Origin of the sequence: Pedobacter sp. UYP1, from assembly GCF_040547305.1 — a bacterium.
Classification (GTDB): Bacteria; Bacteroidota; Bacteroidia; order Sphingobacteriales; family Sphingobacteriaceae; genus Pedobacter.
In genome coordinates, this window is record NZ_JBEPPL010000002.1 from 113,910 (window position 1) to 138,588 (window position 24,679).

Annotated in this window: 23 protein-coding genes; 8 read left to right on the plus strand and 15 right to left on the minus strand. The window is 39.8% G+C overall.

The genetic code is table 11. The features are described from left to right. Positions 1–8 precede the first annotated feature (8 nt). Both ABIB30_RS04475 and ABIB30_RS04480 read left to right on the plus strand, forming a co-directional pair. Positions 9–575, plus strand: a complete 567-nt coding sequence (locus tag ABIB30_RS04475; protein WP_354299580.1) for a Crp/Fnr family transcriptional regulator — start codon at positions 9–11, stop codon at positions 573–575. A 70-nt stretch (positions 576–645) separates the two neighbouring features. Further along, positions 646–972, plus strand: a complete 327-nt coding sequence (locus ABIB30_RS04480) for a DMT family transporter (RefSeq protein ID WP_354299582.1) — start codon at positions 646–648, stop codon at positions 970–972. A gap of 63 nt (positions 973–1,035) precedes the next feature. On the opposite strand, the gene ABIB30_RS04485 is transcribed toward ABIB30_RS04480, so the two are convergent. Continuing rightward, positions 1,036–1,596 carry a DUF2911 domain-containing protein gene (locus ABIB30_RS04485; protein ID WP_354299585.1) on the minus strand — a complete coding sequence of 187 codons (561 nt, stop codon included), beginning with the start codon at positions 1,594–1,596 and terminating at the stop codon, positions 1,036–1,038. Between the two features lie 52 nt (positions 1,597–1,648). After that, positions 1,649–1,834, minus strand: a complete 186-nt coding sequence (locus ABIB30_RS04490) for a hypothetical protein (RefSeq protein WP_232324642.1) — start codon at positions 1,832–1,834, stop codon at positions 1,649–1,651. A 174-nt stretch (positions 1,835–2,008) separates the two neighbouring features. Here ABIB30_RS04490 and ABIB30_RS04495 point away from each other — a divergent pair, with 174 nt between their 5' ends. From ABIB30_RS04495 to ABIB30_RS04515, 5 genes are all read left to right on the plus strand, one after another. After that, complete coding sequence (locus ABIB30_RS04495) at positions 2,009–2,629, plus strand: TetR/AcrR family transcriptional regulator (protein WP_354299588.1); 621 nt, start codon at positions 2,009–2,011, stop codon at positions 2,627–2,629. Further along, positions 2,626–3,942 (plus strand): TolC family protein, encoded by a 1,317-nt coding sequence (locus ABIB30_RS04500; RefSeq protein WP_354299590.1) that lies wholly within the window; start codon positions 2,626–2,628, stop codon positions 3,940–3,942. Before ABIB30_RS04495 ends, ABIB30_RS04500 begins: the two co-directional genes overlap by 4 nt. A gap of 19 nt (positions 3,943–3,961) precedes the next feature. Further along, positions 3,962–5,026 (plus strand): HlyD family secretion protein, encoded by a 1,065-nt coding sequence (locus ABIB30_RS04505; RefSeq protein WP_354299592.1) that lies wholly within the window; start codon positions 3,962–3,964, stop codon positions 5,024–5,026. Between the two features lie 4 nt (positions 5,027–5,030). Then, positions 5,031–6,578: a DHA2 family efflux MFS transporter permease subunit gene (locus tag ABIB30_RS04510; protein ID WP_354299594.1), complete on the plus strand. Its 1,548-nt coding sequence runs from the start codon at positions 5,031–5,033 to the stop codon at positions 6,576–6,578. Positions 6,579–6,801: 223 nt separating this feature from the next. Next, positions 6,802–9,390 (plus strand): phosphoenolpyruvate carboxylase, encoded by a 2,589-nt coding sequence (locus ABIB30_RS04515; protein ID WP_354299597.1) that lies wholly within the window; start codon positions 6,802–6,804, stop codon positions 9,388–9,390. 79 nt (positions 9,391–9,469) lie between these two features. Here ABIB30_RS04515 and ABIB30_RS04520 read toward each other — a convergent pair whose 3' ends face one another. The 13 genes from ABIB30_RS04520 to ABIB30_RS04580 all read right to left on the minus strand — a co-directional run bounded on the left by ABIB30_RS04520 (position 9,470) and on the right by ABIB30_RS04580 (position 23,742). Then, a complete protein-coding gene (locus ABIB30_RS04520; protein WP_354299599.1) occupies positions 9,470–12,556 on the minus strand; it encodes an efflux RND transporter permease subunit in 3,087 nt (1,028 codons plus the stop codon). After that, complete coding sequence (locus ABIB30_RS04525; protein ID WP_354299601.1) at positions 12,553–13,629, minus strand: efflux RND transporter periplasmic adaptor subunit; 1,077 nt, start codon at positions 13,627–13,629, stop codon at positions 12,553–12,555. The genes ABIB30_RS04520 and ABIB30_RS04525 overlap by 4 nt, the downstream gene beginning before the upstream one ends. Positions 13,630–13,647: 18 nt before the next feature. Further along, positions 13,648–15,021, minus strand: coding sequence for a TolC family protein (locus ABIB30_RS04530; RefSeq protein ID WP_354299603.1), 1,374 nt, complete (start codon positions 15,019–15,021; stop codon positions 13,648–13,650). A 36-nt stretch (positions 15,022–15,057) separates the two neighbouring features. Continuing rightward, a complete protein-coding gene (locus tag ABIB30_RS04535; RefSeq protein WP_354299605.1) occupies positions 15,058–15,669 on the minus strand; it encodes a TetR/AcrR family transcriptional regulator in 612 nt (203 codons plus the stop codon). Between the two features lie 139 nt (positions 15,670–15,808). Beyond that, positions 15,809–16,393: a carboxymuconolactone decarboxylase family protein gene (locus tag ABIB30_RS04540; RefSeq protein ID WP_354299607.1), complete on the minus strand. Its 585-nt coding sequence runs from the start codon at positions 16,391–16,393 to the stop codon at positions 15,809–15,811. 130 nt (positions 16,394–16,523) lie between these two features. Next, positions 16,524–17,069: a peroxiredoxin gene (locus ABIB30_RS04545; protein WP_068404771.1), complete on the minus strand. Its 546-nt coding sequence runs from the start codon at positions 17,067–17,069 to the stop codon at positions 16,524–16,526. A gap of 140 nt (positions 17,070–17,209) precedes the next feature. Further along, positions 17,210–19,558: a S9 family peptidase gene (locus tag ABIB30_RS04550; RefSeq protein WP_354299610.1), complete on the minus strand. Its 2,349-nt coding sequence runs from the start codon at positions 19,556–19,558 to the stop codon at positions 17,210–17,212. 105 nt (positions 19,559–19,663) lie between these two features. After that, positions 19,664–20,491 carry a 4,5-DOPA-extradiol-dioxygenase gene (ygiD, locus tag ABIB30_RS04555; protein WP_354299612.1) on the minus strand — a complete coding sequence of 276 codons (828 nt, stop codon included), beginning with the start codon at positions 20,489–20,491 and terminating at the stop codon, positions 19,664–19,666. A gap of 75 nt (positions 20,492–20,566) precedes the next feature. Next, a complete protein-coding gene (locus ABIB30_RS04560) occupies positions 20,567–21,139 on the minus strand; it encodes a YceI family protein (RefSeq protein WP_354299616.1) in 573 nt (190 codons plus the stop codon). Positions 21,140–21,215: 76 nt separating this feature from the next. Continuing rightward, the gene (locus tag ABIB30_RS04565) at positions 21,216–21,725 is read right to left on the minus strand and encodes a DUF3347 domain-containing protein (protein ID WP_354299620.1); all 510 of its coding nucleotides are present in this window, start codon (positions 21,723–21,725) and stop codon (positions 21,216–21,218) included. A 142-nt stretch (positions 21,726–21,867) separates the two neighbouring features. Further along, positions 21,868–22,677: a hypothetical protein gene (locus tag ABIB30_RS04570; protein WP_354299624.1), complete on the minus strand. Its 810-nt coding sequence runs from the start codon at positions 22,675–22,677 to the stop codon at positions 21,868–21,870. An 8-nt stretch (positions 22,678–22,685) separates the two neighbouring features. Next, positions 22,686–23,222 (minus strand): heavy-metal-associated domain-containing protein, encoded by a 537-nt coding sequence (locus tag ABIB30_RS04575; RefSeq protein ID WP_354299626.1) that lies wholly within the window; start codon positions 23,220–23,222, stop codon positions 22,686–22,688. 118 nt (positions 23,223–23,340) lie between these two features. Then, positions 23,341–23,742, minus strand: coding sequence for an HYC_CC_PP family protein (locus ABIB30_RS04580; protein WP_354299628.1), 402 nt, complete (start codon positions 23,740–23,742; stop codon positions 23,341–23,343). 151 nt (positions 23,743–23,893) lie between these two features. Between ABIB30_RS04580 and ABIB30_RS04585 the strand changes: the two genes are divergently transcribed. Then, a complete protein-coding gene (locus tag ABIB30_RS04585; RefSeq protein WP_354299630.1) occupies positions 23,894–24,616 on the plus strand; it encodes a peptidylprolyl isomerase in 723 nt (240 codons plus the stop codon). Positions 24,617–24,679 lie beyond the last annotated feature (63 nt).

Below are 24,679 nucleotides of genomic sequence, written 5' to 3' on the forward strand. Positions count from 1 at the left end.
TAAAAGTTTTGCAAAATACGCTGGAGTCCATAAAAGGCATTTATCCGTTAAAGGAAGTGCATTTGAATCTGTTGTTGAAAGAATTAAAGGAAGTAGAATTGCCCAAAGGCCACCTGATTATCAGGGCCGGAAAGTTAGAACGCTCCTTATATTTCATAGAGAACGGAGTGGCGCGTGCCTATGTGGACGGCAAAGACAACCGGATCACCTTCTGGTTCGGCATGGAGGGTGATATTATTCTTTCCTACCATAGCTATATTAACAATACACCTGGTTATGAAAGTATAGAGCTGCTGGAAAACTGCAGGCTCTACGAATTAAAAACTGAAGCTTTGGAAACTTTATATAATACACACACAGAACTGGCCAACTGGGGCAGAAAGCTGGCAGAGCTTATCTTGATTAAAACTGAGGAAAGTTATATTGGCCGCTTGTTTAAGCCTGCTAAAGAACGTTATATTGATCTATTGCAAACAGACCCTCTATTGATTCAGCGAATCCCCTTAGGCCATATTGCCTCTTATCTTGGGGTTACACAAGTTACCCTGAGCAGAATCAGAGCAGAGATCAAATAGTTTCATTTTTTAACATTTGTAAAAAGCCACGCCAGCTGCAGGTCGTACTTTTGTATCAAATTATTAAATTATGAACTGGATTATTTTGATTATTGCGGGTTTATTTGAGGTTGGATTTACGACCAGTCTTAAGCTTTCCAATAACTTTTCTAACCTTAAATGGAGTATAGCATTCTTTGCTTGTATTACCTTAAGCTTTTTCTTTTTAAATAAAGCAACTCAAACCTTACCAATGGGTACTGCTTATGCCGTGTGGACGGGTATAGGAGCTGTCGGAACGGTTATCGTGGGTATTTTATACTTTGAGGAACCAGCAAATTTCTGGAGAATATTTTTTATCGCCACTTTAATCGGCTCTATACTGGGCTTGAAATTCTTTGCAGGAAGTGCACATTAAATAAAAAAAGGCATAAAAAAAGAGGAAAGCCCGTTGGACTTTTCTCTTTTTTTATGCCTTTTTTTATTTAATTGTTACTGGTACCTCAACCGAAGTTTTGTCCCATCCGATAATCAAATTCGCTCCTGATGCATTTGGTGTAAAAGTAATCGCTAAAGCTTCCACAACAGTGGTTAAAGGCTTAACTGGTACTGTTACTCTGACTACGTCTTTAGTTTCATCATAAGTATATGCACCCCAGCGATCAGTTTGTTTATTGATAATCACTACCCATTTATCTTGTTCAGGAATAGCAAATAAGCTATAAGCACCTGCAGGGATTTGTTTCCCACCAATAACTACTGGTTTGAAAAATCTGATTTCAGTGCTTTCGTTAGCACCTAATCTCCATACTTTTCCAAAGGCTTCCTGTTTACCAAAGATTTCACGGCCTTTCACAGAAGGTCTTGAATAAATAACTTTGATCAACGGAGCTGCATCTTCTCCTTTTTTAACCTTAGTTGTATTTAAAGGGAAGTAAGCAATATCTGCCGGGCTGGTATCCAACCCCGGGAACTTAACTTCTTGCGCATTTACTGTAAAAGCAAATAATGCCATTACAATCAACAGATTGAGCTTCTTCATTTTGTAAATTTAGTTTATAAACTTGTAAACTGGTCCGAGAGACGTTTGTGAACTAGTATTTACGTCCTTTTACAATTGATCCAAGGAAAACTGCTCCCATAATCAATCCTAATACGCCACCAAATAGTGACCAAAGGAAACTACCTGAAATTACTGCTGCGGTAGCAATACCACATACCAGGCCTAAAACTGAATAAACCCAATCAAAACTTTTGTTATTTTCTTCTTTAATCATCATTAAAATATTGATGATCCAAAGGTATTGATTTATTTCAAATAAGAAAGAATTCAGCGCTTTATCCAAAAAGAAGCACGGATTATATTGTCAGAAATATGTAAATTGTGATTAGAATCACTATTCTTATAATAATTCAATCAATCGATTGATTAATTTTGTTCCATCAAATCAGAAATGGAAAAGCCAGACAAAAGAACGAGCATATTAATAGCTGCTCAAAAATTGTTTTCTGAGTTGGGGTATGAAGGGACTTCAACCCGCCAGATTGCAAAAGAATCAGGGGCAAATATGTCCATGATCAATTATTACTTCGGATCAAAAGAAGGTGTCTTTCTCGAAGTAATCAATGATAGAATTAAAGGGTTTAAAGCCCAGTTAGTGAGTATTGATGAAGACAGCATCATCCCATTGCAGAAATTAATGAAAGTAATTGAAGGATATGCCCATAGGATCCTTTCAGATATCCCCTTTCACAAAATGATGTATAGAGAAATCTCCCTGGCCCAACGTCCCGAAATGTGTCTTAAATTAAGAGACGCGATGTCAGGAAATATGCAGGTCATTGAAAACATTATTAACAATGGAGTAGCTGACGGATCATTCAAGCAAGTAGATACCCGGATGCTCATGGCATCAATTATGGGTACTATCACCAGTGTTGCCACCATGCCGAGTAAAATCACACATGGCTCCACACTAGACATTACCATCCCAAAAGACAAAGAAATTTTAACCGACCGCTTAATCGCACATCTGCAAGATTTGGTCACCACCTATTTAACACCCCATAAATGATACACCAAACAATTAAAATGAGTTGCTTCGCTCTCCTGCTGCCAGGCATGCTCTATGCACAGAACGTGAAAAAACTGACGCTGCAGGAGGCGATTCAGTTAGGGATAGAAAACAGCAAGAACCTAAAGCTTTCTCAGAATAAAATTGAAGAAGCAATGGCCAAACTGGATGTCACAAAAGACAATTCTCTTCCTACAGCTAAAGCAAGTGTACTGTACAATCACGCAGAAATTCCTGCCAATCAATTGGTTTTAGACGGCGGCAGCCCGATATTCCTTCCTAAACGCGCCGATGCCTTTGTAGGTACGGCCTCAGTACAACAACTGGTTTATGGCGGTGGTAAGATGAGATATGCGAGAGAGAGTACTAAATTATTAGCTGATGTTGCCCGCCTGGATGCAGATAAAAACCAGGAAGAAGTGACTTATGCAGTGATCGATACTTACTACTCCTTATATAAGGTAGCTCAAAGTAAAAAGGTTGTCGCACAAAATTTAGCTTCTATTGCAAGTCAGCTGAAACAATCACAACGCTTTTTTGAGCAAGGAATCGTGACTAAAAATGATGTACTGAGATTCCAGCTGCAACAAGCAAATATTACCCTGACAGATCTGGACATTGAAAGCAACCGTAAGATCATCAATTACAATCTGGACATCCTTTTAGGCTTACCAGAAGATACTCAGATTGATATCACAGACCCTTCTACTGGTCAGAAAGATGCTGCTCCACTGAACGCTTATATTGATCAGGCATTAGCTTACCGTCAGGAATTAAGAGAACTTGACTTACAAAATAAAGTTGCTGAGATCGATATCAAATCCGTTAAAGCAAACGCGAGTCCAACGTTTGGTATCGGTGCAGATGTTTACTACATCAATCCTAATGGAAGTCTTCTACCAAAATCAAATAATTATATCATGCCAATGACCGCTAGTGCTACCCTTTCGTGGAACATCGGTACGCTTTGGACTAATAAGCATAAGGTAACAGAAGCAAGAGTTCAGCAGAAAAGCATCGTTATTCAGAAAGATATTCAATCTGATAACGTAAAAACTGAGATCAACAGGAACTACCAGACTTACCAGGTTGCTAAAAATAAAATCAAAGTACTGGAAACCTCGATCGATCAGGCAACTGAAAATGACAGGTTACTGGAATCAAAATATAAAAATAATGTAGCCTCTGCAATAGACAGAATTGATGCTGAAACCCTTTTATACCAGGCGAAGATCAATTTAGAGCTTGCAAAAGCTGATGCAGGCCTTGCCTACTATACTTTATTAAAATCAACAGGAAAAATTTCTCAATAATATTATAATCCATCTAGTAATGACTACAGAATCAACAACAGAAGCGACAATTGAACCTAAAAAGAAAAGTAAAGTTGTCCCTATAATATTAGCTGTGCTAATCGTTATAGGCGCCGTATTTGGCGTGAAAGAATATATGTACTACAGCAAACACGTAGATACCGATGATGCCCAGATTGATGGCGATATCAGCCCGGTAGTTTCACGTGTTGGCGGGTATGTAAACGAGATCAAATTTGAAGAAAACACCAAAGTTACTGAAGGCCAGGTATTGGTTTCCTTAGACGACAGAGACTATAAAGTGAAATTGGAACAAGCAATGGCAGGTCAGAAAGGTGCTGATGCTGGTGTTGGTGTTTCACAATCTGAGATTATCGCGACTTCAGCAAATACAGGAACAGCTAAAGCCAATATCGAATCTGCTAAAGTAAAATTATGGCAGGCACAAAAAGATTTTGACCGTTATGCGAACCTGATTAAAGACGGCTCGATCACTCAACAGCAATTTGACCAGGCTAAAGCAACAAGAGACGTTGCACAGGCTACTTACAATGCTGCAAAGGATCAGTATACAGTTGCCCTTAAACAAATTGGTACTACAAAATCTCAGCTTGCAGTAAGCAGTAATGGGGTATCTCAACGTCAGTCGGATGTTGACTTTGCTAAATTACAGTTGTCTTATACAGAAATTAAAGCACCTGCAACAGGGATTGTTTCTAAGAAAAGTATTCAAAAAGGTCAGTTAATTCAGGCTGGACAGTCTTTATTCTCTATCGTAAATGAAAACAGCCTTTATGTAACTGCCAACTTTAAAGAAACACAATTGGAAGAAATCCGTGTTGGTTTGAAAGTGGAAGTGGAAGTTGATGCTTTCCCTGATCAGAAAATACCAGGCGAAGTTTATAACTTTTCTCCTGTTACAGGAGCAAAAGGTTCATTACTTCCTCCAGATAACGCAACAGGTAACTTCGTGAAAGTTGTTCAACGTGTACCTGTTAAAATTAAACTTAAGGCCTCAAAAGAAATGCTGGAAAAATTACGTCCAGGTATGAGTGTTAAAGTTTCTGTAACTACAAAAGATTAGAAAAATGGCCGAGTATGGTTTTAAAAAATGGATAATCACGTTTACAGTGATCACAGCCTCTTTACTGGAGCTGATTGATACCACTATTGTAAACGTGGCTTTACCACAGATTCAGGGTAACCTGGGCGCGACTCTTGAGGATGTCGCCTGGTTATCAACCGGATATGCCGTTGCGAATGTAATTGTCCTGCCCATGTCGGGCTGGCTGGGCAGTCGTTTCGGGCGTAAAAATTATTTTCTAACTTCCATCATTGTCTTTACGATAGCGTCATTTTTATGCGGTAACGCAACTTCACTGGAAGAGCTTATTTTATTCCGTATCCTTCAGGGACTTGCCGGAGGGGGATTAATCTCTACTGCACAGTCTATTCTGATAGAAACCTGGCCGCGCGAAGATATAGGTATAGCCACCGCACTCTTTGGATTAGGGGCAGTAGTAGGCCCGACTGTGGGTCCGACTATCGGAGGTTATATCCTGGACATTAGTTCATGGCCATGGATCTTTTATGTGAATATTCCCGTCGGGATTCTCGCCGCGTATTGTACGATAACCTATATAAAGGCCACTCCGAAGGATGGGCAGGGACTACCTGTCGACTGGTGGGGTATCGCATTACTGGCAATTGCAGTAGGTAGTTTACAGACTGTGCTGGAAAAAGGAGAAAGTGAAGATTGGTTCGCAACACCTTATATTATTGCGCTATCCGTAGCTTCAGTAATTGGTTTATTGCTGTTTATCTGGAGGGAGATGTCTACAGACCACCCTATTGTAAACTTCAAGATTATGCGTCACCGAAGTTTCTCCATTGGTATGGTGACCTCATTTATCCTGGGCTTCGGGTTATACGGATCTGTATTCGTCTTCCCTGTTTTCTGTCAGAATCTATTAGGTTTCTCTCCATTACAAACCGGAGAATTGTTATTCCCAGGTGGTCTTTGTACCATTATGATGATGCCGTTTATTGGTATATTCCTTAAAAAAGGAATCCCTGCACAGTTTATGGCTACAATCGGGATGTTCTTATTCTTCGTTTTCTGTAATATGCTGAGCAAATCGACACTTTCTTCGGGAACGAGTGATTTCTTCCTGCCACTGGTAATCAGAGGTATCGGTATGGCTTTATTGTTTGTTCCGTTAACCACACTGGCTATTCAGGATCTTAAAGGTGCAGAAATTGGTCAGGGTTCAGGATTGAACAATATGATGAGACAATTGGGCGGATCGTTTGGTATCGCAGCTTTAACAACGTTGATTCATACCCGTCAGGGATTTCACAGAAGTTCACTGCTAGCTAATGTTAACGAATACAATCCGGCATTTACAGACAGAATGAATGCTTTTATTCATAATTTCATGTCTAAAGGCTACAGTATGCTTGATGCTAAAGTAATGGCCATCAAAGCCATTGATGGTACAGTAACCAAACAAGCTTTATTGCTGACTTACAGCGATGCTTACTGGTTAGTAGGGCTTGTTCTATTGTGCTCTATACCACTGCTTTATTTGCAGAAATTCAAGAAAAATGTCAACATCCCTGTTGACGTTCACTAAAATAAAAACAGGCTGTCCTTTCGGGACAGCCTGTTTCATTTACAAAAAAATACAATGTCGCTACACACAACGAATGCTTATACTTTTAAAAGAGTTAAAAAACCTTAATGAAAGCAATTTATAGTATTTGCAATTAAAAAGCAAGCAAAATTTATTAACATTATTCTATAGATGTTCCCGTCATTATTTTGTAGCTTAAGCTCCCAAAAAGAACCCTTTTGTTATGACGCAGAAACTAAGAGTTACAGGGCCAAGAGAATCCATTTTTAACAACGAAGTTGTCTCCAGATTCGAACTTTACAACAGCCTGTTTCTAACCCTCCCATTTTATAAAATCAAGGATACTGGCACATTACTGCCCCTTTTTATTAAACACTGTGAAGATGGTGTCAAGAATCTCAAGACTCCTGCTGAAATTATTAAGAGTTTTTTTGAGCGGTATACCCAAACAACAGATCCTAAGGATATTATCGATTTACTGTTCCGTTTTATTCAATATATTGAACGCCAGGTTGTATTATTTGATGCTGTTGAGGATGCTTCCTTCACAAAATTAAATACAACCGAAGACCATAGTTCACTCCGGTCTATGTTGAAAAAAAGTGAATTTAACGCCGAGCTTCATGAAAAAATAGCGAAACTGATCGAAGATTTCTCTTTGCGTCTTGTGCTTACCGCGCATCCGACACAGTTCTATCCGGGTAGTGTGCTCTCTATTATCAATGACCTTACTACAGCAATTAAGATCAATGATATTGTGACCATTAACCAGTTGTTACAGCAATTGGGTAAAACCCCGTTTTTTAATAAAAAATCTCCAACACCAGTTGACGAAGCATTAAGCTTAACCTGGTATCTGGAGAATGTTTTTTACTTCGCCGCAGCCAATATACAGTCAGAAATAGACAGTAGCCTGGAGGAATTTAATATCCCTTCAAAAAAAGCAATAGAGCTTGGTTTCTGGCCAGGCGGAGATCGTGATGGTAACCCGAATGTGCATGCACAGGATACTATACAGGTTTCAAAGATGTTGCGCCAAATCCTCTTCCGCTGTTATTACAGAGATTTCAGGAAGCTGAAACGAAGAATTACTTTCAGAGGAGTAGAAGAAACAGTTTATAAAGTGCAGGATGTACTCTATAAAAATGCCTTTGACACTAATATTGAACCGACCAACATTTCAGATTTTCTGGTGGAGAATCTGAATCAGATTAAAGATACCCTGATCGAATTCCACGATGGCCTTTTTGCTGACCTGGTAGACGACCTGCTGCGTAAAGTTGAGCTTTTTGGAAGTCATTTTGCCTCTCTGGACATCAGACAGGATAGCAGAGTACTTCGTAGCGTTCATGCATACTGCAGACAATTCAAACCTATTATTTCCCTTTTTCCGGAAAACTTCGATGAATTAGGAGAAGAAGAAAAAATACAATTGCTTTCTTTCAAAACCGCAAAAGTAAATTATTCGGGCGATGCAGATTCGCTGACTACTGATACCCTGCAAACCATTGCCGAGATCAGACAGATTCAGCAGCAAAATGGAGAACTTGCCTGTCATCGTTATATTATCAGCAATTGCCAGCAGGCCAGCGATGTCCTTCAACTCATGGAATTGTTTCTATGGAACGGATGGGATGAAAAAGAATTGACTATAGATTTTGTACCGTTGTTTGAAACGGTAAGTGACCTGGAAGGTGCTTCACAAATCATGGAACGCTTATATACGCATCCATTTTACAGGAAACATCTGGAAAGCCGGGGAAACAAACAAGACATTATGCTTGGTTTCTCAGATAGTACCAAAGATGGTGGTTACCTGATGGCTAATTGGTCTATTTTCAACGCCAAGGTCGCCTTAACTGCAACTTCGGTAGCGCATAACATACAGTTGGCCTTTTTCGATGGTCGTGGTGGCCCGCCATCAAGAGGTGGGGGTAAAACTCACCGCTTTTACGCTTCCATGGGAAAAGAGATTGCCAATAAAAATATACAGTTGACTATCCAGGGACAAACGATCAGTTCACAGTATGGTTCTATTGATAGTGCAGAGTTTAATATTGAGCAATTAATCAATGCAGGAATCTCATCCGGCCTGAAAGAAAAACACAATATATTACTGGATTCCCCACATAAGGATATTTTAAATGTGATGGCGAAGGATAGTTTTGATGCTTTCGTAGCTTTACGTAAACACCCATTATTTTTAAATTACCTGGAGCGCTTCTCCCCACTGAGCCTATTGTCTAAGATAACAATCAGCAGCAGGCCGGTCAAAAGAAGTTCAGGAGAGAAACTACGTTTAGAGGACCTCAGAGCAATTAGCTTTGTAACTGCCTGGGGGCAGCTGAAACAGAATATTCCGGGATTCTATGGAATTGGTACCGCTTTAAAAAATCAGGAAGCCTCAGGAAACTGGGATAAGATCCGCAAAACCTATCAGGAATCTGGTTATTTTAAGACGATTATAGACAACGGAATGATGTCTATGAGCAAAACAGACTTCTCAATAACTGCACATTTTGCTAAAGATCCTGAATTTGGTGATTTCTGGAAAATGCTTCGTGATGAGTATGAACGCTCTAAAGAAATGCTTTTAAAATTAGCAGGACACACTACCCTGATGGAAAATTACCCGGTAGAGAAAAGATCAATTGCAGTCAGAGAGAAAATCGTTCTTCCTTTGGTATTGATCCAGCATTTTGCTTTAGAGAACTTACAGCATCAGCTTGACGACGAACAACATCAATCTTATGAGAAACTGGCTATCAGAACCGTTTACGGAATTGTAAATGCAGGTAGAAACTCTGCCTAAATAACAGTTATAATCAAAAGGAGGCGCCCCAAATGGGAACGCCTCCTTTTTTATTGCCATTAAACTTAGCAGGATTCTGTTAGTTCTCAACAGGCTTTTGCACTTCAACCCCCTTTTGTTCTTCAACCACTATAACCGGAGGAATCAGCTCATAAATAATCGGGGTAACAATCCTCGATAATAAAGTCGAACTGATCAGACCTCCAATTAAAACAATTGCTAAAGGTGCAATCAACGGATTAGTTGAAATTGCAATCGGTATCAGACCGCCAATTGCAGTCAGCGAAGTCAATACGATAGGTAAAAACCTGACTTCACCAGCTTCCCGGATCGCTTCTTGTAAACCTTTACCCTGTTTCCTGAGCTGATTGGTGAAATCTACCAGTAGAATTGTGTTCTTCACTTCTATCCCTGCCAGCGCAATCAAACCAATAATAGCTACGAAAGAAAGTGAATTACCCGTTATCCATAAAGCTACCGCAGCCCCCACTACTCCCAAAGGAATAACAGACAAAACAATCAGCGTACTTTTAAACGTTTTGAATAAAAGGATCAGCACCGCGATAAATAAGAATACAGTAACCAGAATGATGTTTAAAAAACCACCAAAAGAGTTGTTTCTGGACTCAACCTCGCCACCCATTTCATAACTATAGCCAGCCGGCAAATGAACCTTATCCATTTTAAGGATAACGTCATCAATAACCCGGTTAACTAAAAAACCATCCCTGACATTAGCCTGTACAGAAACGACACGCTTCTTTTCCTGGTGATTAATCACTGCCTGTGAGGCTTCCAGCTTCAAATCTGCCACTTGATTCATCGGTAAAGCATTTCCCTTTGCATTGTCAACATACAAATTCCGGAAAGCGTCCATCCCAGGCCTGCCCTCTTTGGTACGTGTCAGTAATACACCATAGCCGTTTTTATTATCATTGTTATAAAATGTTCCCATATTTAACCCGGTGACAGCTAATCTTGCTGTCTGATCAATATTTATAGTAGAAACTCCTAATAACTGCGCTTTTTCCTTATTCACCACTACACGGATATCACTTTTAAGTAAGCTCACGGGATTTCTGACATACATCGTACCCGGCGATTCCTTCAATAGCTTTTCTACTTTGATAGAAAGTAAGCGCAGCGTATCCAGGTTATCTCCGAAAAGACGAATCTCAACCGGCGCAATTACAGGCGGCCCCTGCTCAAAATTCTTGACTTCGACCTTTGCACCCGGATAATGCGCCCAACGCTTCTGTAGCTTCTGAATCAGCTTTAATTTTGCATCAGGAGAAGTATCCTCATCCAATTGGACAAACAACTGTGCAAAATCGCTGCGGTCATTCTCCGGTATAATATTATAATAGATCCTTGGATTACCTTTCCCCACATTAGAAGAGTAGTATTTTACTTCGGACTCTTTCTTCAATTCTTTTTCAATAGCCTTGGCTACTCCATCAGTATAAGACAGATTAGATTGATTTGGCGTAGTAATATTCACCAGGAATTGCGGTTTTTCAGACGCAGGAAACAAACTAAACCCAATCACTTTGAAAAGGAATACAGAAGTTGCGAAAAGTACAAACGCGATCGAAATAGTTAACAGTGGTCTTTGCAACGCTTTATCTAATAAACGTGCATAACTGCCATGAATCAATCTTTTCAGTCCACGCATCAACATATTTCCTTCTGGATTCCCAACGTGTGTTTTTAATAACCTGCTGGATAAGAAAGGGATAATCGTTAAAGAAACCAACATTGATGCCAGTACCGAAAAAATAACGGCCAATGGTAACGACCTGATAAAATCACCCGAACCCTCTGGTAAAAATACCAGCGGCATAAAAGCAATAATCAAAGTAATGGTACACCCCACTACAGCCATTCCAATCTGTTTAGTTGCTTTCAAGGTAGCATCCAAACGGCTATGCCCTTCCAGCATCCACCTTTCGATATTCTCCACTACGACAATACTATCATCTACCAGCAGCCCTAACGCCACTACTAAACCGACGATACTCAGCTGATTCAGGTTGAAACCAAATAGCTGTAATAAAACAATCCCGATAGCCAGCGAAAGCGGTATTGAAATCATCACAATAATTGCCGGACGCATTCCCAGGGGCAGTAAAGTTACCGCAACCAGTAAAATCGCAATTATAAAATCATGTCCCAAACCCGTCAGCCTTCTATTTACATTATCTGCCTGGTCAAAATTCTGTACTAAATCAATATTGGCAGGCAATGTTTTTTTAAAATTTGCCAGTACCGGCTGATAAGTCTGCTGCGTTTTACTAATATTCTCACCCTCTTTCTGAGCCGCAGTTATAAATAAACTCCGGTGCCCGTTTAAGCGCGTAATGTGCTTATCTTCTTCATACCCATAATAAACCCGGGCAATATTCTTTAAGACTATATTTTTCCCTCCTGCCGCATAAACAATTGTATTCTGCACGGCGTCCAAGGTTCTGTACTCGTTGGTTACAATGTTAAAAGTCTGGTGAGCCGCATCAATACTCCCGCCAGGTATGCTTGCCATTTCGCTCTGAAGGCTATTTTTCACCGCGCTAACCGGAAGATTCATTTGTGCCATTTTTTCCAGATCAAGTTCGATCCGTACTTGTTGCCTTGGCAAGCCAAAAATAGATACTTTCTTCAATGCAGCTACCTTTTCCAGTTCATCCTGAAGCTTTTCCGCATAGTATTGCATCTTGCTGCGCGGTGCATTCTCCGAAACCAGTGCAACCTGCAATACATTCACATCCGAAGGTTGCTGTTTCTGTACCTCTATGCTATAAATATCAGCCGGTAATTCACTTCTTTTGCTATTAACCTCTCTTACAATTTCCTGATATTTTCCCTCTACACTGCTGCTGTACTTATACTCTACTCTTAAAACAGCCACCCCATTAGAGATACTGGTCCGGATTCTTTTGATATCATCTAACCCGGAGATCGTTTTTTCCAGCGGAGTAACCACACGGTCTTCGATATCCCTGGGACTGGTTCCCGGATAAACAATAATCACAGAAAAAGCTGGTGCATGCATCTCCGGATCTTCCGATCTGGGCATACTGAACATGGTGGTAATCCCCAATACGATAATCATCAGGAAAATCACCAGCGTAAACTGGCTGTTTTTTACAGCGTAATCTGATATTTTCATTTCGCTGCTTTTAATGGTGAATGAATACTGATCTTGCTGTTATCTGTCAGATAGGCTGACCCCGAAATAATTAATGCTGCAGCATTCTCCAGTCCCTCACTGATGGTTACCGTGTTTTTTTCAATTCCTGCAACGGTCACTTTTACCCTATGCGCAGTTTTGTTATCATTGGTGATAAATACATAACCGCTGCTACCGTCACCATCTAACAAAGCTTCGTATGGTATCTGCCAGTTTCCTTTATGCTCCATCTGTTTTGAAGGGCTCAATGTTGCTTTTCCAAACATACCGGCAGCAATAGCTTTTGGCGTCTGTCCGGTTAACCTGATATAAGCTGTAAATGTTCCAGTAGCTGCATCAACACCCTCAGACTTACGGCTCACCACACCATCCAAAACCTGTCCAGGCATCGCAGTAGTTTCTATTTTTGCCGGATCATTCAATTTCAAAATTGCCCATTCCCTATCGCTGATGCCTACTTTTAACTCCCATTTCCCGGATTGTGCCCCATTAGTTTGTAATACAGCAGTACCAGAAGAAATCTGCTGGCCTACATCAGCCAGTTTTTTTAGAATAAACCCATTTTCAGGTGCATGTATCTCCGAATATTTCCTGTTAAAATCTACTTGATTGAGTTGCTGCTGAGAAATCTGGAGCGCAGTTTTGCTATTTTGAAGTTGCTCTAAAGTAGCTACACTGTCACTGTACAAGTTTTTTGTCCGCTGGTAATCACGCTTAGCTTTCTCATAGCCCAGTTGAGCCTGCTGCACTTGCGCATTAATCTCTGTCAGGTTCAATGTTGCCAGCAACTGCCCTTTTTTAACTGCATCCCCCTCTTTAACCAGCAGGCTGTTTATGATCCCCCCGGTCTTAAAAGAGAGCATAACTTCATCGTTTGTTGTAAATTGTCCGGATACCGGGATCGCAGCATTACTGCTTTCCAGGTTAAGTTTCATAACCTGAACCGGGATCGTATCGTTTCCCATAGCCTGACTGGCAACCGGGGTTGAGGTATTGCAAGCGTAAAATAACGGTACTCCCAGCAATAGCGCAGCATAATGAATAGCTTTCATTTTGTTTATATTTTAATATTAATTATTCAATGGATAAGTGGCCTGGTCACGTTCAAGTTCGGCAAGCGTGATTTGTAAGTCGGCCTGTGTATCGGCCATTCTGAGTTTTGCAATGGTTAACTGATCTTGTGCATCAATCAGCTCCAGGTATAATAACTGTCCTGCACGGTATGCTTTGAGCTGATCTCTGTAATATTTGCCCGCAAAGGATAACCCCGATATTGCACTGGTACAAGCAGCCTTAGCAGCGCGGTAATTGTTGTAAGATTGGGCTAATTGTAATTTAAATGATTGTTCCGTTTCATCAATTTTTGCTGTATTTGACTTGATGTTTGATTGTGCCTGTGCTGCACGGAACTTATTTTTACCTCCTGTAAAGATGTCCCATTGCAGATTGACACCCCACAGATAATACCTGGTTTTATCATTTACTTTAAAATCCATTCCCTGCGATCCAAGATCGATATAGGTGCTCAATTTAGGAATCAGGTTAGACCGTTGTAATTTATAATCCAGGTTGTTGGCCTCTTTTAAACTACTTAACTGCTTTAATTCTTCCCGTCCGCCAATACCGGTCGTAGTATCCGGTACAACTAACACATTGGCAATGGCAACGCTGTCTATCAGAATTGACTCCTTTAGAGGTCGGTTTAATAAGAAATTAAAATAAGCACTGGCATTATCCACGTTGCGTTGCGCATTGATTAAAGCAGCATTGGTTTTTTCCTGCTCCGTCTGTGCACGCAATAAAGCAGTTCCATTTCTAACCCCATTCTTTAGTAAACTTGTATTCACACGAATATTTTCATCAATAAGCAATAGGGCACTCCGATAAGTTTCAACGCCTTGTAAGGCTTGGAAATAGTGGTAATACGCAGTTTTAATGTCTTTGACCAATGCTCTTTTGTAAACATTCACCGTAGCCTGCTGACTGCTGATCAATTGTTGTTTAATCAGTTTATTATAACGGATCTCGGCATTGATCAAAGGAAGTGATGTTCTGAGTTTGACGTCATAAAAATTATCAGGGTTCAATAAAAAAGATTGATTCGCTACCTGCGGATATTTAGACGAAGAAGTCAATTGATTAAGCGCGCTGTAAATAGGATTGACCAGATCGCCAACCGGTACATTTATCGTTCTGCCACCCGCAGATTTTGTGTAACTGCCCAGCATGCTCACCGTAGGCAAATACATAGCTTTCGCTTCCTTTAAGGCAAACAGTGATTTTTCCAAATCGAAATTCTGCTGCTTTAAGCCTTGGTTCTGCCCAAAAGCCAATGAGATATAGTCATCCAGCTGCCGGCTCTGTTGCTGCGCTACGGCCGGTTTTCCTAAAACCAGCATCCATCCAGTGAGTAGAACAGACGCTTTAATAAATGATGTATACATAATAAACAGTGTTTAGTAATGGGTCAAAAAAAAGGCCTAAGCCCTTATGGATAATAAATATTCTTCTATCGCTTTATGTAAAATTTCAGGAATCGAGGCTTCTTCAGGAATCATCACCTTTAAACGACAACGAAGATTTAAAGAAACCAGACCATGCGCCATAGACCAGATTTGCAATGCCGCCTGATTTGCACTTTTAAAAATTAACAGATCAGCCTGTATACATTCCTCAATCAAATTAATTAAGTAATTAAAAGTTGCATCACCATTATGTCCATGAGTTGTTTCATCCACATTCGTAGGCGCTCTGATAATAAACATCAGGTCATATAATTCAGGGTTAGCCAAACCAAAAGAAACGTAGGTTTTACCCAGCTGCTCCAGTTTTTCCAGCGGATCGGTGCTAGTTACGTTTTGCTTGAATGCCTCTAATAACTTCAGATAAGCTTGTCCCTGAACTTCAAAAAGCAACTCATCTTTATCTTTATAATACAAGTAAATAGTGCCGGGACTGTATTCAATAGCATCAGCAATATTACGGATAGAAGTTTTCGCATAACCATCCTCCAGGAACATTTTCATGGCCGCAGTAGTGATCATCGTTTTCATCTCTTCTCTTTCCCGCTCTTTTCTCTCTGATATACCCATATCCTTAAATTATACGACACAAATGTACTGAACAGTGTTCAGTAAATCCAAATAAATACTTAAATATTTTCAAAAATAGCCTTATACAACAAAAGGAGGCTCTTTTCAGACACCTCCTTTTTCAATAAATTGATTAAATCTAATAAAGGATCTTACCAGCAGAAGTAACGATTGAAGCAATACGGATCGCATCAAATACACGTTCTTCAGTAGCACCTAAAGCCAAAATAGATTCTTCATGTGCATTTACACACATTTCACAACCATTCACGGCTGAAACTGCTAAACTCATTAATTCAAAAAATTCTTTACCAGTTACCGGGTTGCCCATTAATTGCATTCTTACGCGTGCAGGCATGCGGGTATACTTCTCTTTTGCCGTAAAGTGACGGAAACGATAAAGTACATTGTTTAAAGCCAGTAAAGAAGCACAACCAGTTGCTTCAGCAATTTCTTCTGCTGTAGCATCTTTTTGCTGCGCCTGTTTCTCGAAGAAATCAGTTAATACTTTGTTGTTGTTATTGATTGCAATACTTAAGCCCAGTAAAGCACATTCCTTTTCAGTAATATGTGCTGAAGTCAGGGTACTGCTGAAATTTAATTTTAAGTCACGTACATATCTTGAATTACCTTTTTCAAGTAAATGGATACTTTCGTTTCTATAGCCTTCGTTCAGACCTACAATGGCTAATAATTCTTCTATGGTCTCAGTACTTTCACTCATTTTTTTATGATTTTATGAAGCTGTCTTTCGCTTAAAAAGCAGATTCTATGGGTATAAAAAACCCCTGCAAAATGCATTTACAGGGGTTTTTATGAATTAAACCCTGTTTAAAAATAAACAGGAACTTAAATTAAACTGTTAAAGTTGCTTCACCTTTTTCCCAGTTACAAGGACAAAGTTCGTCAGTTTGTAAAGCGTCAAGTACTCTTAATACTTCTTTTACGTTACGTCCAACACTTAAGTCATTTGCACTAGCCCAACGAATAATTCCTTGTGGGTCAATAATGAAAGTTGCACGGTAAGCGATTTTTTCTGTTGGCTCTAAAATATCAAGCGCTTCAGCTAATGATTTAGAAGTATCAGCAAGCATTGGGAATTTTAAACCACGTAAATCATCATGGTTGTGTCTCCATGCTAAATGCACGTTTTCCGAATCTGTAGAAGCACCGATTAAAGTAGTGTCACGGTCACGGAATTCACCGAAATTAGCGTTGAATTCAGCGATTTCAGTTGGACAAACAAAAGTAAAATCTTTTGGCCACCAGAACATACAAGTCCATTGGTTGTTCTCATTTACTAAAGTTTCAGAAGTTAATGTTTCAAACTCTTTTCCTTTTTCTATACTAACTACAGCTGGTTTTGAATAAGCTGGAAATTGTTCACCTATATTAATCATAATGTTCTTTTTTTCGTTGTGCAAAAATACATCAATATTGCCTCTTTATCAACCCTATTGAAAAGATAACAGATACTTAATATTGATGGCCCCATAGACAAAAGCTATACGCACAAACCAAACAATCAGCCCGCTCTCTTTTAATTCTTTAACGTCCTTTCAAACAGCTTAAAGATCCTTTTGTATTCATCCGTCCAGCTCGAAGGCTGTACAAATCCATGGTCTTCAACAGGATAAACAGCCAGATCCCATTTGTTTTTGCCTAATTCAATCAGGCGCTGGCTCAAACGGACTATATCCTGGAACTGTACATTCTCATCCACCATCCCATGGCACATCAGTAAATCTCCCTTTAAGCCTTCGGCAAAATAGATTGGAGAGCTGCGTCTGTAAGCCAGTGAATCATTAGCGGGCTCGTTCAGAATATTGGAAGTATAGCCATGGTTGTAATGTGCCCAGTCTGTTACCGAACGCAGTGCTGCACCAGAAGCGAAAACACCAGGCTCATTGAATAACGCCATTAAAGTAATGAACCCACCATATGACCCCCCGTAAATCCCTACATGCTGCGGATTCACCTGGTATTTCTCCACCAGCATTTTTACGCCGTCTACCTGATCCGTTAAATCTTTACCACCCATATGGCGATAAATTCCTGTACGATGGTTTCTGCCATATCCGGAACTTGCTGTGTAATCGATATCAATTACCGTGTAACCATTATCTGCAAGCAGATTATGGAACATATATTCCCTGGAATACTGGCTCCACCAGTAATGTACATTCTGCAAATAACCTGCACCATGCACAAATACAACCGCAGGATGATTCGCAGCAGGCTTTAATGCCGGATAAACACGTGCATATACCTCATCACCATACCTGTTTTTAAAAGAAACCAGATCTGGCTTTCTCCATGGGTAAGCTTTAAACTCAGCAGAAGAAGATTCCGTTACCCTGATTGCTTTAGCACCTGGTTTATTTGCCTGAATATAAAGCTCCCAAGGCTTGTTCATGTAAGAATAATTGATAGCTAACCATTGTTCATCAGGGGATAAAGTGACTTCATTCCCTCCTTTCATACTGGTAATTTTAACCGGTGTTCCACCATGGATGCTCACTTTATAAAAATGCGTAATTCCTGGATGTTCTATGTTTCCCGTAAAATAAAAGTTCTGTTTGTCTTTTGACAAAGAAAGATTTTTCACTTCCCATTTTCCGCTGGTTAGCTGGCGCTTAACTCCGCTAACAACATCAGCAACATATAGATGTGCGTAGCCACTCGCCTCACTCTGGAAATATATATGTTGATTATCTGTCCATCCCAGGTTATCTGAATTGATACCAGGCCCGCCAACCCACGCTTCATCGCGTTGTCTGTCGAGAAGGGTTAAGCCACCTGTCAGTGCATCTAACTTCAAGATCCAGCGATCTTTATTATCTTGCGATTCTGCTGTTAAAACAGCGATCGTCCCTGCAGCATTCCATACCGGTGCAGATAAATTTACTTTTCTGTCTTCATTTTTCTTTACCACGACTTCCAATTCCTTTGGATAGTCTTTCAAATAGTCTGGCAGATCCTTAATCCCAGGAATCTTTGCCGTCTGGATTTTATAAATAGTGTCCCGCTGCTGATCATAGATAAAATTGTTATAAGCTGGTAAAGGCTCTCCTACTTTAGTTCTGCCCGGAATATCTTCAGTATACCCTGATGCAGTCACAAAATTCGGAACAATCGTTTCTCTGCCTTCCTCCGCCTGAATTTTCAATCTGTAGCTGATATAATGTCCGTCCGGACTAATTACCAAATTACTCAATTGCTGATTACCCAGTTCAATTGCCCTCAAAGGTTTTTCATCCCCGCTCAGACTTTTCTTTTTAGCAAGCCTGAAAGCTTCCTGCTTTTTCTTGCTTTTAAGCACTTCAAAAAGTCCATCCTGTTCCTTTTTTAACCAGCTGTCTTGTGTATTTTGACCCGCAGGAGTCTTTTTCCCGGAAACAAAATTGGTAAGCTGTTTCAGCTCCGAAGTATTCAGGTTGAGTGCATATAAATTATTTCCCTTTTGAAAGGCAATTGTCCCATCGTTCAAAAAAACGGCGTTACGTTCCGCTTCTAAAGTATTGGTGAGTCTGCGCTGCTGCTTTGTTTTGAAATTATAAATGAATAAATCACCCGACTTTTCAATAAGTCCTAAACTACGGTCTTTGTTGTAAGTATAATCACCTATACTTTGCTGTTCAGCGAGTTTATCTGTAGTTTTAACTGGTTTCCCAGAAGAAATGTCCACTTTATAAGACTCGTTACTATCCTTAATTTCTGGGTTCCATTTGAAATATATTGTTTTACTATCACCAGACCAATGATAATCAGACGGGGAAACACCTAACCATTTCTGGTCACGCATAATACTTTCTACAGTTAAAACAGGTCTTTCCTGAGCTTGTGCGATACTGGAACCCAATAAAAATAAGAGGCAGAATTTCTTCATTAATTTAAACTTAGACCGCAATTTATGAAAAAAATCAAGCCTCACCTTCTGCCATAAAAGAACGTTTTACAAATGTTACAGGGGCCTGCTTCAATTCAGCAGGATCTAACCAATCCGGACAGAAGTCATCGTTAAAGAACCACCAACTGCCTTGTCATTAAAAAGCACAACTTCTTCCTGCCCATTTTGTAAGCCTAATGTATATAACAACGGCAAATAATGTTCTGGTGTCGGAATGGCCAGCATAGCAGCTTTGCCAAGATTTTGATAAGCCATCAAAGGTTGATGTTCTTTATTCATAATCAAAGACTTGAACTGATCATTAATTTCCAGTGCCCAGTCATATCCTCCACCGTTTATCATCTCCCAATTCATCATCCTCAGGTTATGGACCATGTTACCACTTCCCATAATCAATACCCCTTTTCTACGAAGCTGATAAAGTTCGGCAGCCATTTCATAGTGAGCCTTTGGATCTTTCGTATAATCGATACTCAATTGCAGTACAGGGATATCAGCCTTTGGAAACATATGCTGTAATACTGTCCATGCCCCATGATCCAGTCCCCAGTCATGGTCTAAAACAACGTCTGTACTGGTAATCAGCTTTGCTGTTTCTGCGGCCAGTAAAGGGCTGCCCGGTGCAGGATATTCTACATCAAATAAAGCCTGTGGAAATCCGCCAAAGTCGTGGATTGTTTTCGGAAAGTTCATTGCTGTAACCGCTGTACCCCTGGTAAACCAGTGTGCAGAAACGACAATAACAGCTTTGGGAATGGGCATCGTGCGGCCCATATCAGCCCATTTCTGACTAAATTCATTGTCTTCGATCCCATTCATTGGAGAACCATGACCAATAAACAAAACCGGCATCAATTCATCCTGAACAGGAAGATTTCCTGTTAAATTTTTAAGCTCTGATAAGTTTGCCATAATTTTTAACTAAAAAAAGGGGTTATCTAAGCATTCACCTGCTTAAACAACCCCTTTTCCGTTTAAACAAGAATATTATTTAGCCTGAACGAATTCCAGGTTTAATTCAATTTTGATGTCTTTAGCTACTGCCATTCCACTTGGATCATATTTAATGTTATAATCTAAACGGTTAACCGTGGTAGTAGCGTGAAAGCCCGCTCTTGTATTTGCCTGCTGATCTTTAGCTACTCCACCATAAACAACGCTGAATTTCACGTCTTTCGTTACGTCTCGGATGGTCAATTTACCAGCAAGTTCATAATTATTATCTTTCAATTTCTTGAAAGACGAACCCACAAAAGTCATAGTTGGATATTTCTCTGCATTGAAGAAATCATCTGTTTTCAAATGATTATCTCTCATTTCAACACCAGTAGTAACGCTGTTTACATCTACAGTAAAGTTGATTTTAGCATCTGTTAAATCTGGTTTAGCTGCATCAATTGTGCCTTCAAATTTTTTGAATGACCCATTTACAAAGGAGATACCCAGGTGTTTAACTTCAAAGTTAATGAAGGTATGCATAGGGTCTACAGACCACTTTGTTTGTGCAAATGATGCTGTGCTGATGGAAGCGACAAGCAGAAATAAAAATATCTTTTTCATAAATGATGTGTTTTAAATAACCATACAAACGTATAGGGAATTATGGCAAAAACCCTTGATGTATGATAAGAAATGTTTAGTTCTTTGCAAGCGTATCTTTCACAGTACCACAGTCGTACATCTGGCTCCCGTAATAAGGATTTTGTATTTCTTTAACTTCATTCAACCAGCTGAATTTACCCATCGGACAGTATTGAACAAAGGCTTCCTGAGTATTCAGCTTCAATTCTTTAGTTAATTTGATAAATGCAGTGCTGATTCCTTCAAAGCTTTTGCGTTGACTTTTCAGGTCATTACTTTTACTTAGCTCCACCGCTTTCTGCTGAATTACAGCCGATTCAGACATCCATAATAAGTGTTGTTTAGTGTCCTTAAATCCTTTGTGTGGAACTTCTTTGACCGAGGTTTGTAATGCCAGTGCCAATTTTGGAGCTTCCCCAGAATTATCTGTCGCAAGGGCATTTTTTAAAGCATAATAGCCTTTTAAACTCTGGTTGAATTTACCAGAAACGTCAGCATTCTGCGCAAGGGCAGGCTGTACAAATGCGCCTAAAATTAAGGCTAAACCTAAAATTACTGTTTTCATAAGTGTATATTGTTTTTTTTCGGGGTGTTTATTGTTTTTTAATTGAACTCAAGAGCACTTCGTGGTTTTATGGTAATGAAGCTAACATGATTTTATATCCATTTCGTGATGAGATTTGAAAAATCATGATGGTTTCATAATATTATTTTAAAACGTTAAAGAAATTAAATTCTGCACGTACCAGGTACATGTTTTTATTATATCTGCCAGCCATATCTCCTGCTACCTGGAACCTGTATCCCAGATCAATACGTGTCCTGCTATTCAGTATAACCTGTAAAGCGGGTGCAAGATCCAGGTAAGACTTTCCGTTTGCCGGATTTGTTTTACCCAGCATTTCAAAGTAAACATTGAAATTTGGCTGATTGTAGTTTTTATAAACAAATGGAAGCACCAGGTATCCGGAAGATAAGCTATACCCGATCATTTGATCAGGCTGTAAGGTTCCCGCCACCCGCTGACTTTCCACATCAAAAGCTTTACTATAACTTACTGTACCCGATAAAGCCAGTTTATGAAGTAGCTGAGTCACAACTACCCCCCCCTGAACTCCACTGTTATCACCTTCCAGATTAATATCTTCTGTATAAGTTGGCCGTTTACTGGTACTTACCCTGCCGAATACCGCAGCACGCAAATGCCGCTGCGTATCATCGATAGAAAGGAAACGATATTTTGCATAAACACTTCCTCCTTCCAGCCTGTACTTGCCATCCATATCAGAGAAAAATCCCTGGAAATGTGTCATCAGGTTTTTGTTAAAGCTAAACATGACTTCAGGCATGGTTCTGTTTCCGCCTCCGTTAAACATCCCTTCATTGGTAATTCTGACCCCAATAGATTTGGCAGCCATATTACTTGCAGGTTCCGTAAAGACATATAATTCTTGCGCACCCGCACTCAAGCTCCCGCCAAGCAGAAAAAATATTGCTGCTAATTGAATAAACTTCATTCTTGTGCTTAAATACTTAAGTGAAAAATACGTGTTTCTTTACCCTGAACAACACCTTTTCCTTTAAGATAGGTTTCAGATTTTAGTTCCGCAGCTTGTTTCTTAAAAGCTGACGAAGTGATAAAATCCTTATCCATGATACGGGCGATAACCGGGCCGTCCAACGTTTTGTTTTTTGCATTAATGAACTGAAAAACAGCACCATCAAGTTCAGCAAGCCCAGCGGCATCAACTTGTGTATTTTTGAAATTAATCGTGGCCGAAAGGTCTCCTATAGAGAATCCCGCATCCTGAACTTTATCTCTGATTTCGTCCAGATTTACTTTCTGATCTGCTTTAAAAGTAAGGACAAAGACATTTCTATTCAGGTCTGGAGACACCGTCTCAATAAAACCAAGACTTTTTAAAGAGGTCTCCGTAGCTCTTGAACACATAGAGCAAGTAAGCCCGTTAACCTGTAATTCAGCTTTAGAAATCTGTTGCGCGAAGGTATTTCCGCCAATAAATAAGCAGAATAGAAGGATGATATATTTGATAGTTTTCATAATGAAATTGTTATAAGCCTGTCTGAATATTAAAAACGGGGCTAATGATTTGAAATAAATTGATACAAAGAGGCAATGGCGAATGAAAATCCGCAATTACATTTAATTTATTCCTGATCTAATTTCTGAAAACGCAGTTGTAGGCATGCAGGGCGACCCGCGCGGATAAAGGAGGTGCCTCCTCTTTAATTTTAGTGAATAGCTGAGGTAAAACAAAGGACAGCAGTTCAGAAATATAAGAAGAGATTAATACCGGAAGGCTATGGTTTTTAGGAACATCAATTTTCAGACCTGTCTGATGACTGTCTTTGATTTTTGCATCAACCTTTGTGTTTTTACAGCAGGAATCTTCTTTTTTAACTGATTTTTCCGCCTCATTACAGCCACCACAATGGGCAACTTCCGTCAAATGAATTCCAGATAGTTCACCCCCGCAAAAATGCAGGCTCAGGGCAACACCAATTACGCTAATCAGGTAAAAGGCACATAATCCTAAAGCTATCCTTTGTTTTAATTTCATTTACGTATTAATAGTATCAATTATCAAACTTAAGTATAAATTTTTGAAAGCGAAAAGCAGAGTCAGTTAGAAACAGAAAGATTACAAGATTATGCCATACCAGTTTTTAAAAGTAGAATTCTGTCTTAACTTAGCCAAAAATACCGACCAGATGAAGCCATTCTTTACCTTTTTGCTCCTGCTCTGCTTGAATTCTGTTTTCGCTTCCGGGCCAAAACATCAGTATCTAAAAATAACAACAGCGCAGGGTGAATGTATCATTATGCTATACAATAAAACTCCGCAGCACCGTGATAACATTGTTAAACTGGTTAAAAAAGGGTTTTATGATGGAACACTTTTCCACCGGGTAATCCATTCATTTATGATTCAGGGAGGTGATCCTGATTCTAAAAATGCTCCGGCAGGTAAAGAATTAGGAAATGGGGATGTGGGTTATACTGTACCTGCCGAATTCCGCGATAGCCTGTTTCATAAAAAGGGCGTATTAGCTGCGGCAAGAGATGACAACCCGCTGATGGCGTCTAGTGGCTGCCAGTTTTACCTGGTACAGGGAAAGAAATTCACCGATGCCCAGCTGGACAGCATGGAGGTTAACAGATTAAAATTTAAAATTCCGCAATGGGAACGCGAAATTTATAAGAATGAAGGCGGGGTACCTCATTTGGATAAACGGTATACGGTTTATGGCGAAGTCGTAAGTGGATTACCAATGATTGATTCAATTGCCGCAGTGAAAACAGATTCCAATAACCGTCCTTTGGCAGATGTAAAAATGACGGTTACACTTTTGAAAAAAAGAAAGGCGCGCAGGCTGGAAAAAGAGATGAAAAAATCAGGAGGTGATGAAGTCACCTTTCTGCTTAACCAATAACATTAAAAACAATATACAACACGATGAAACCTGCTTGGGCTTTTCAGCCCGGCAAGCTTCATC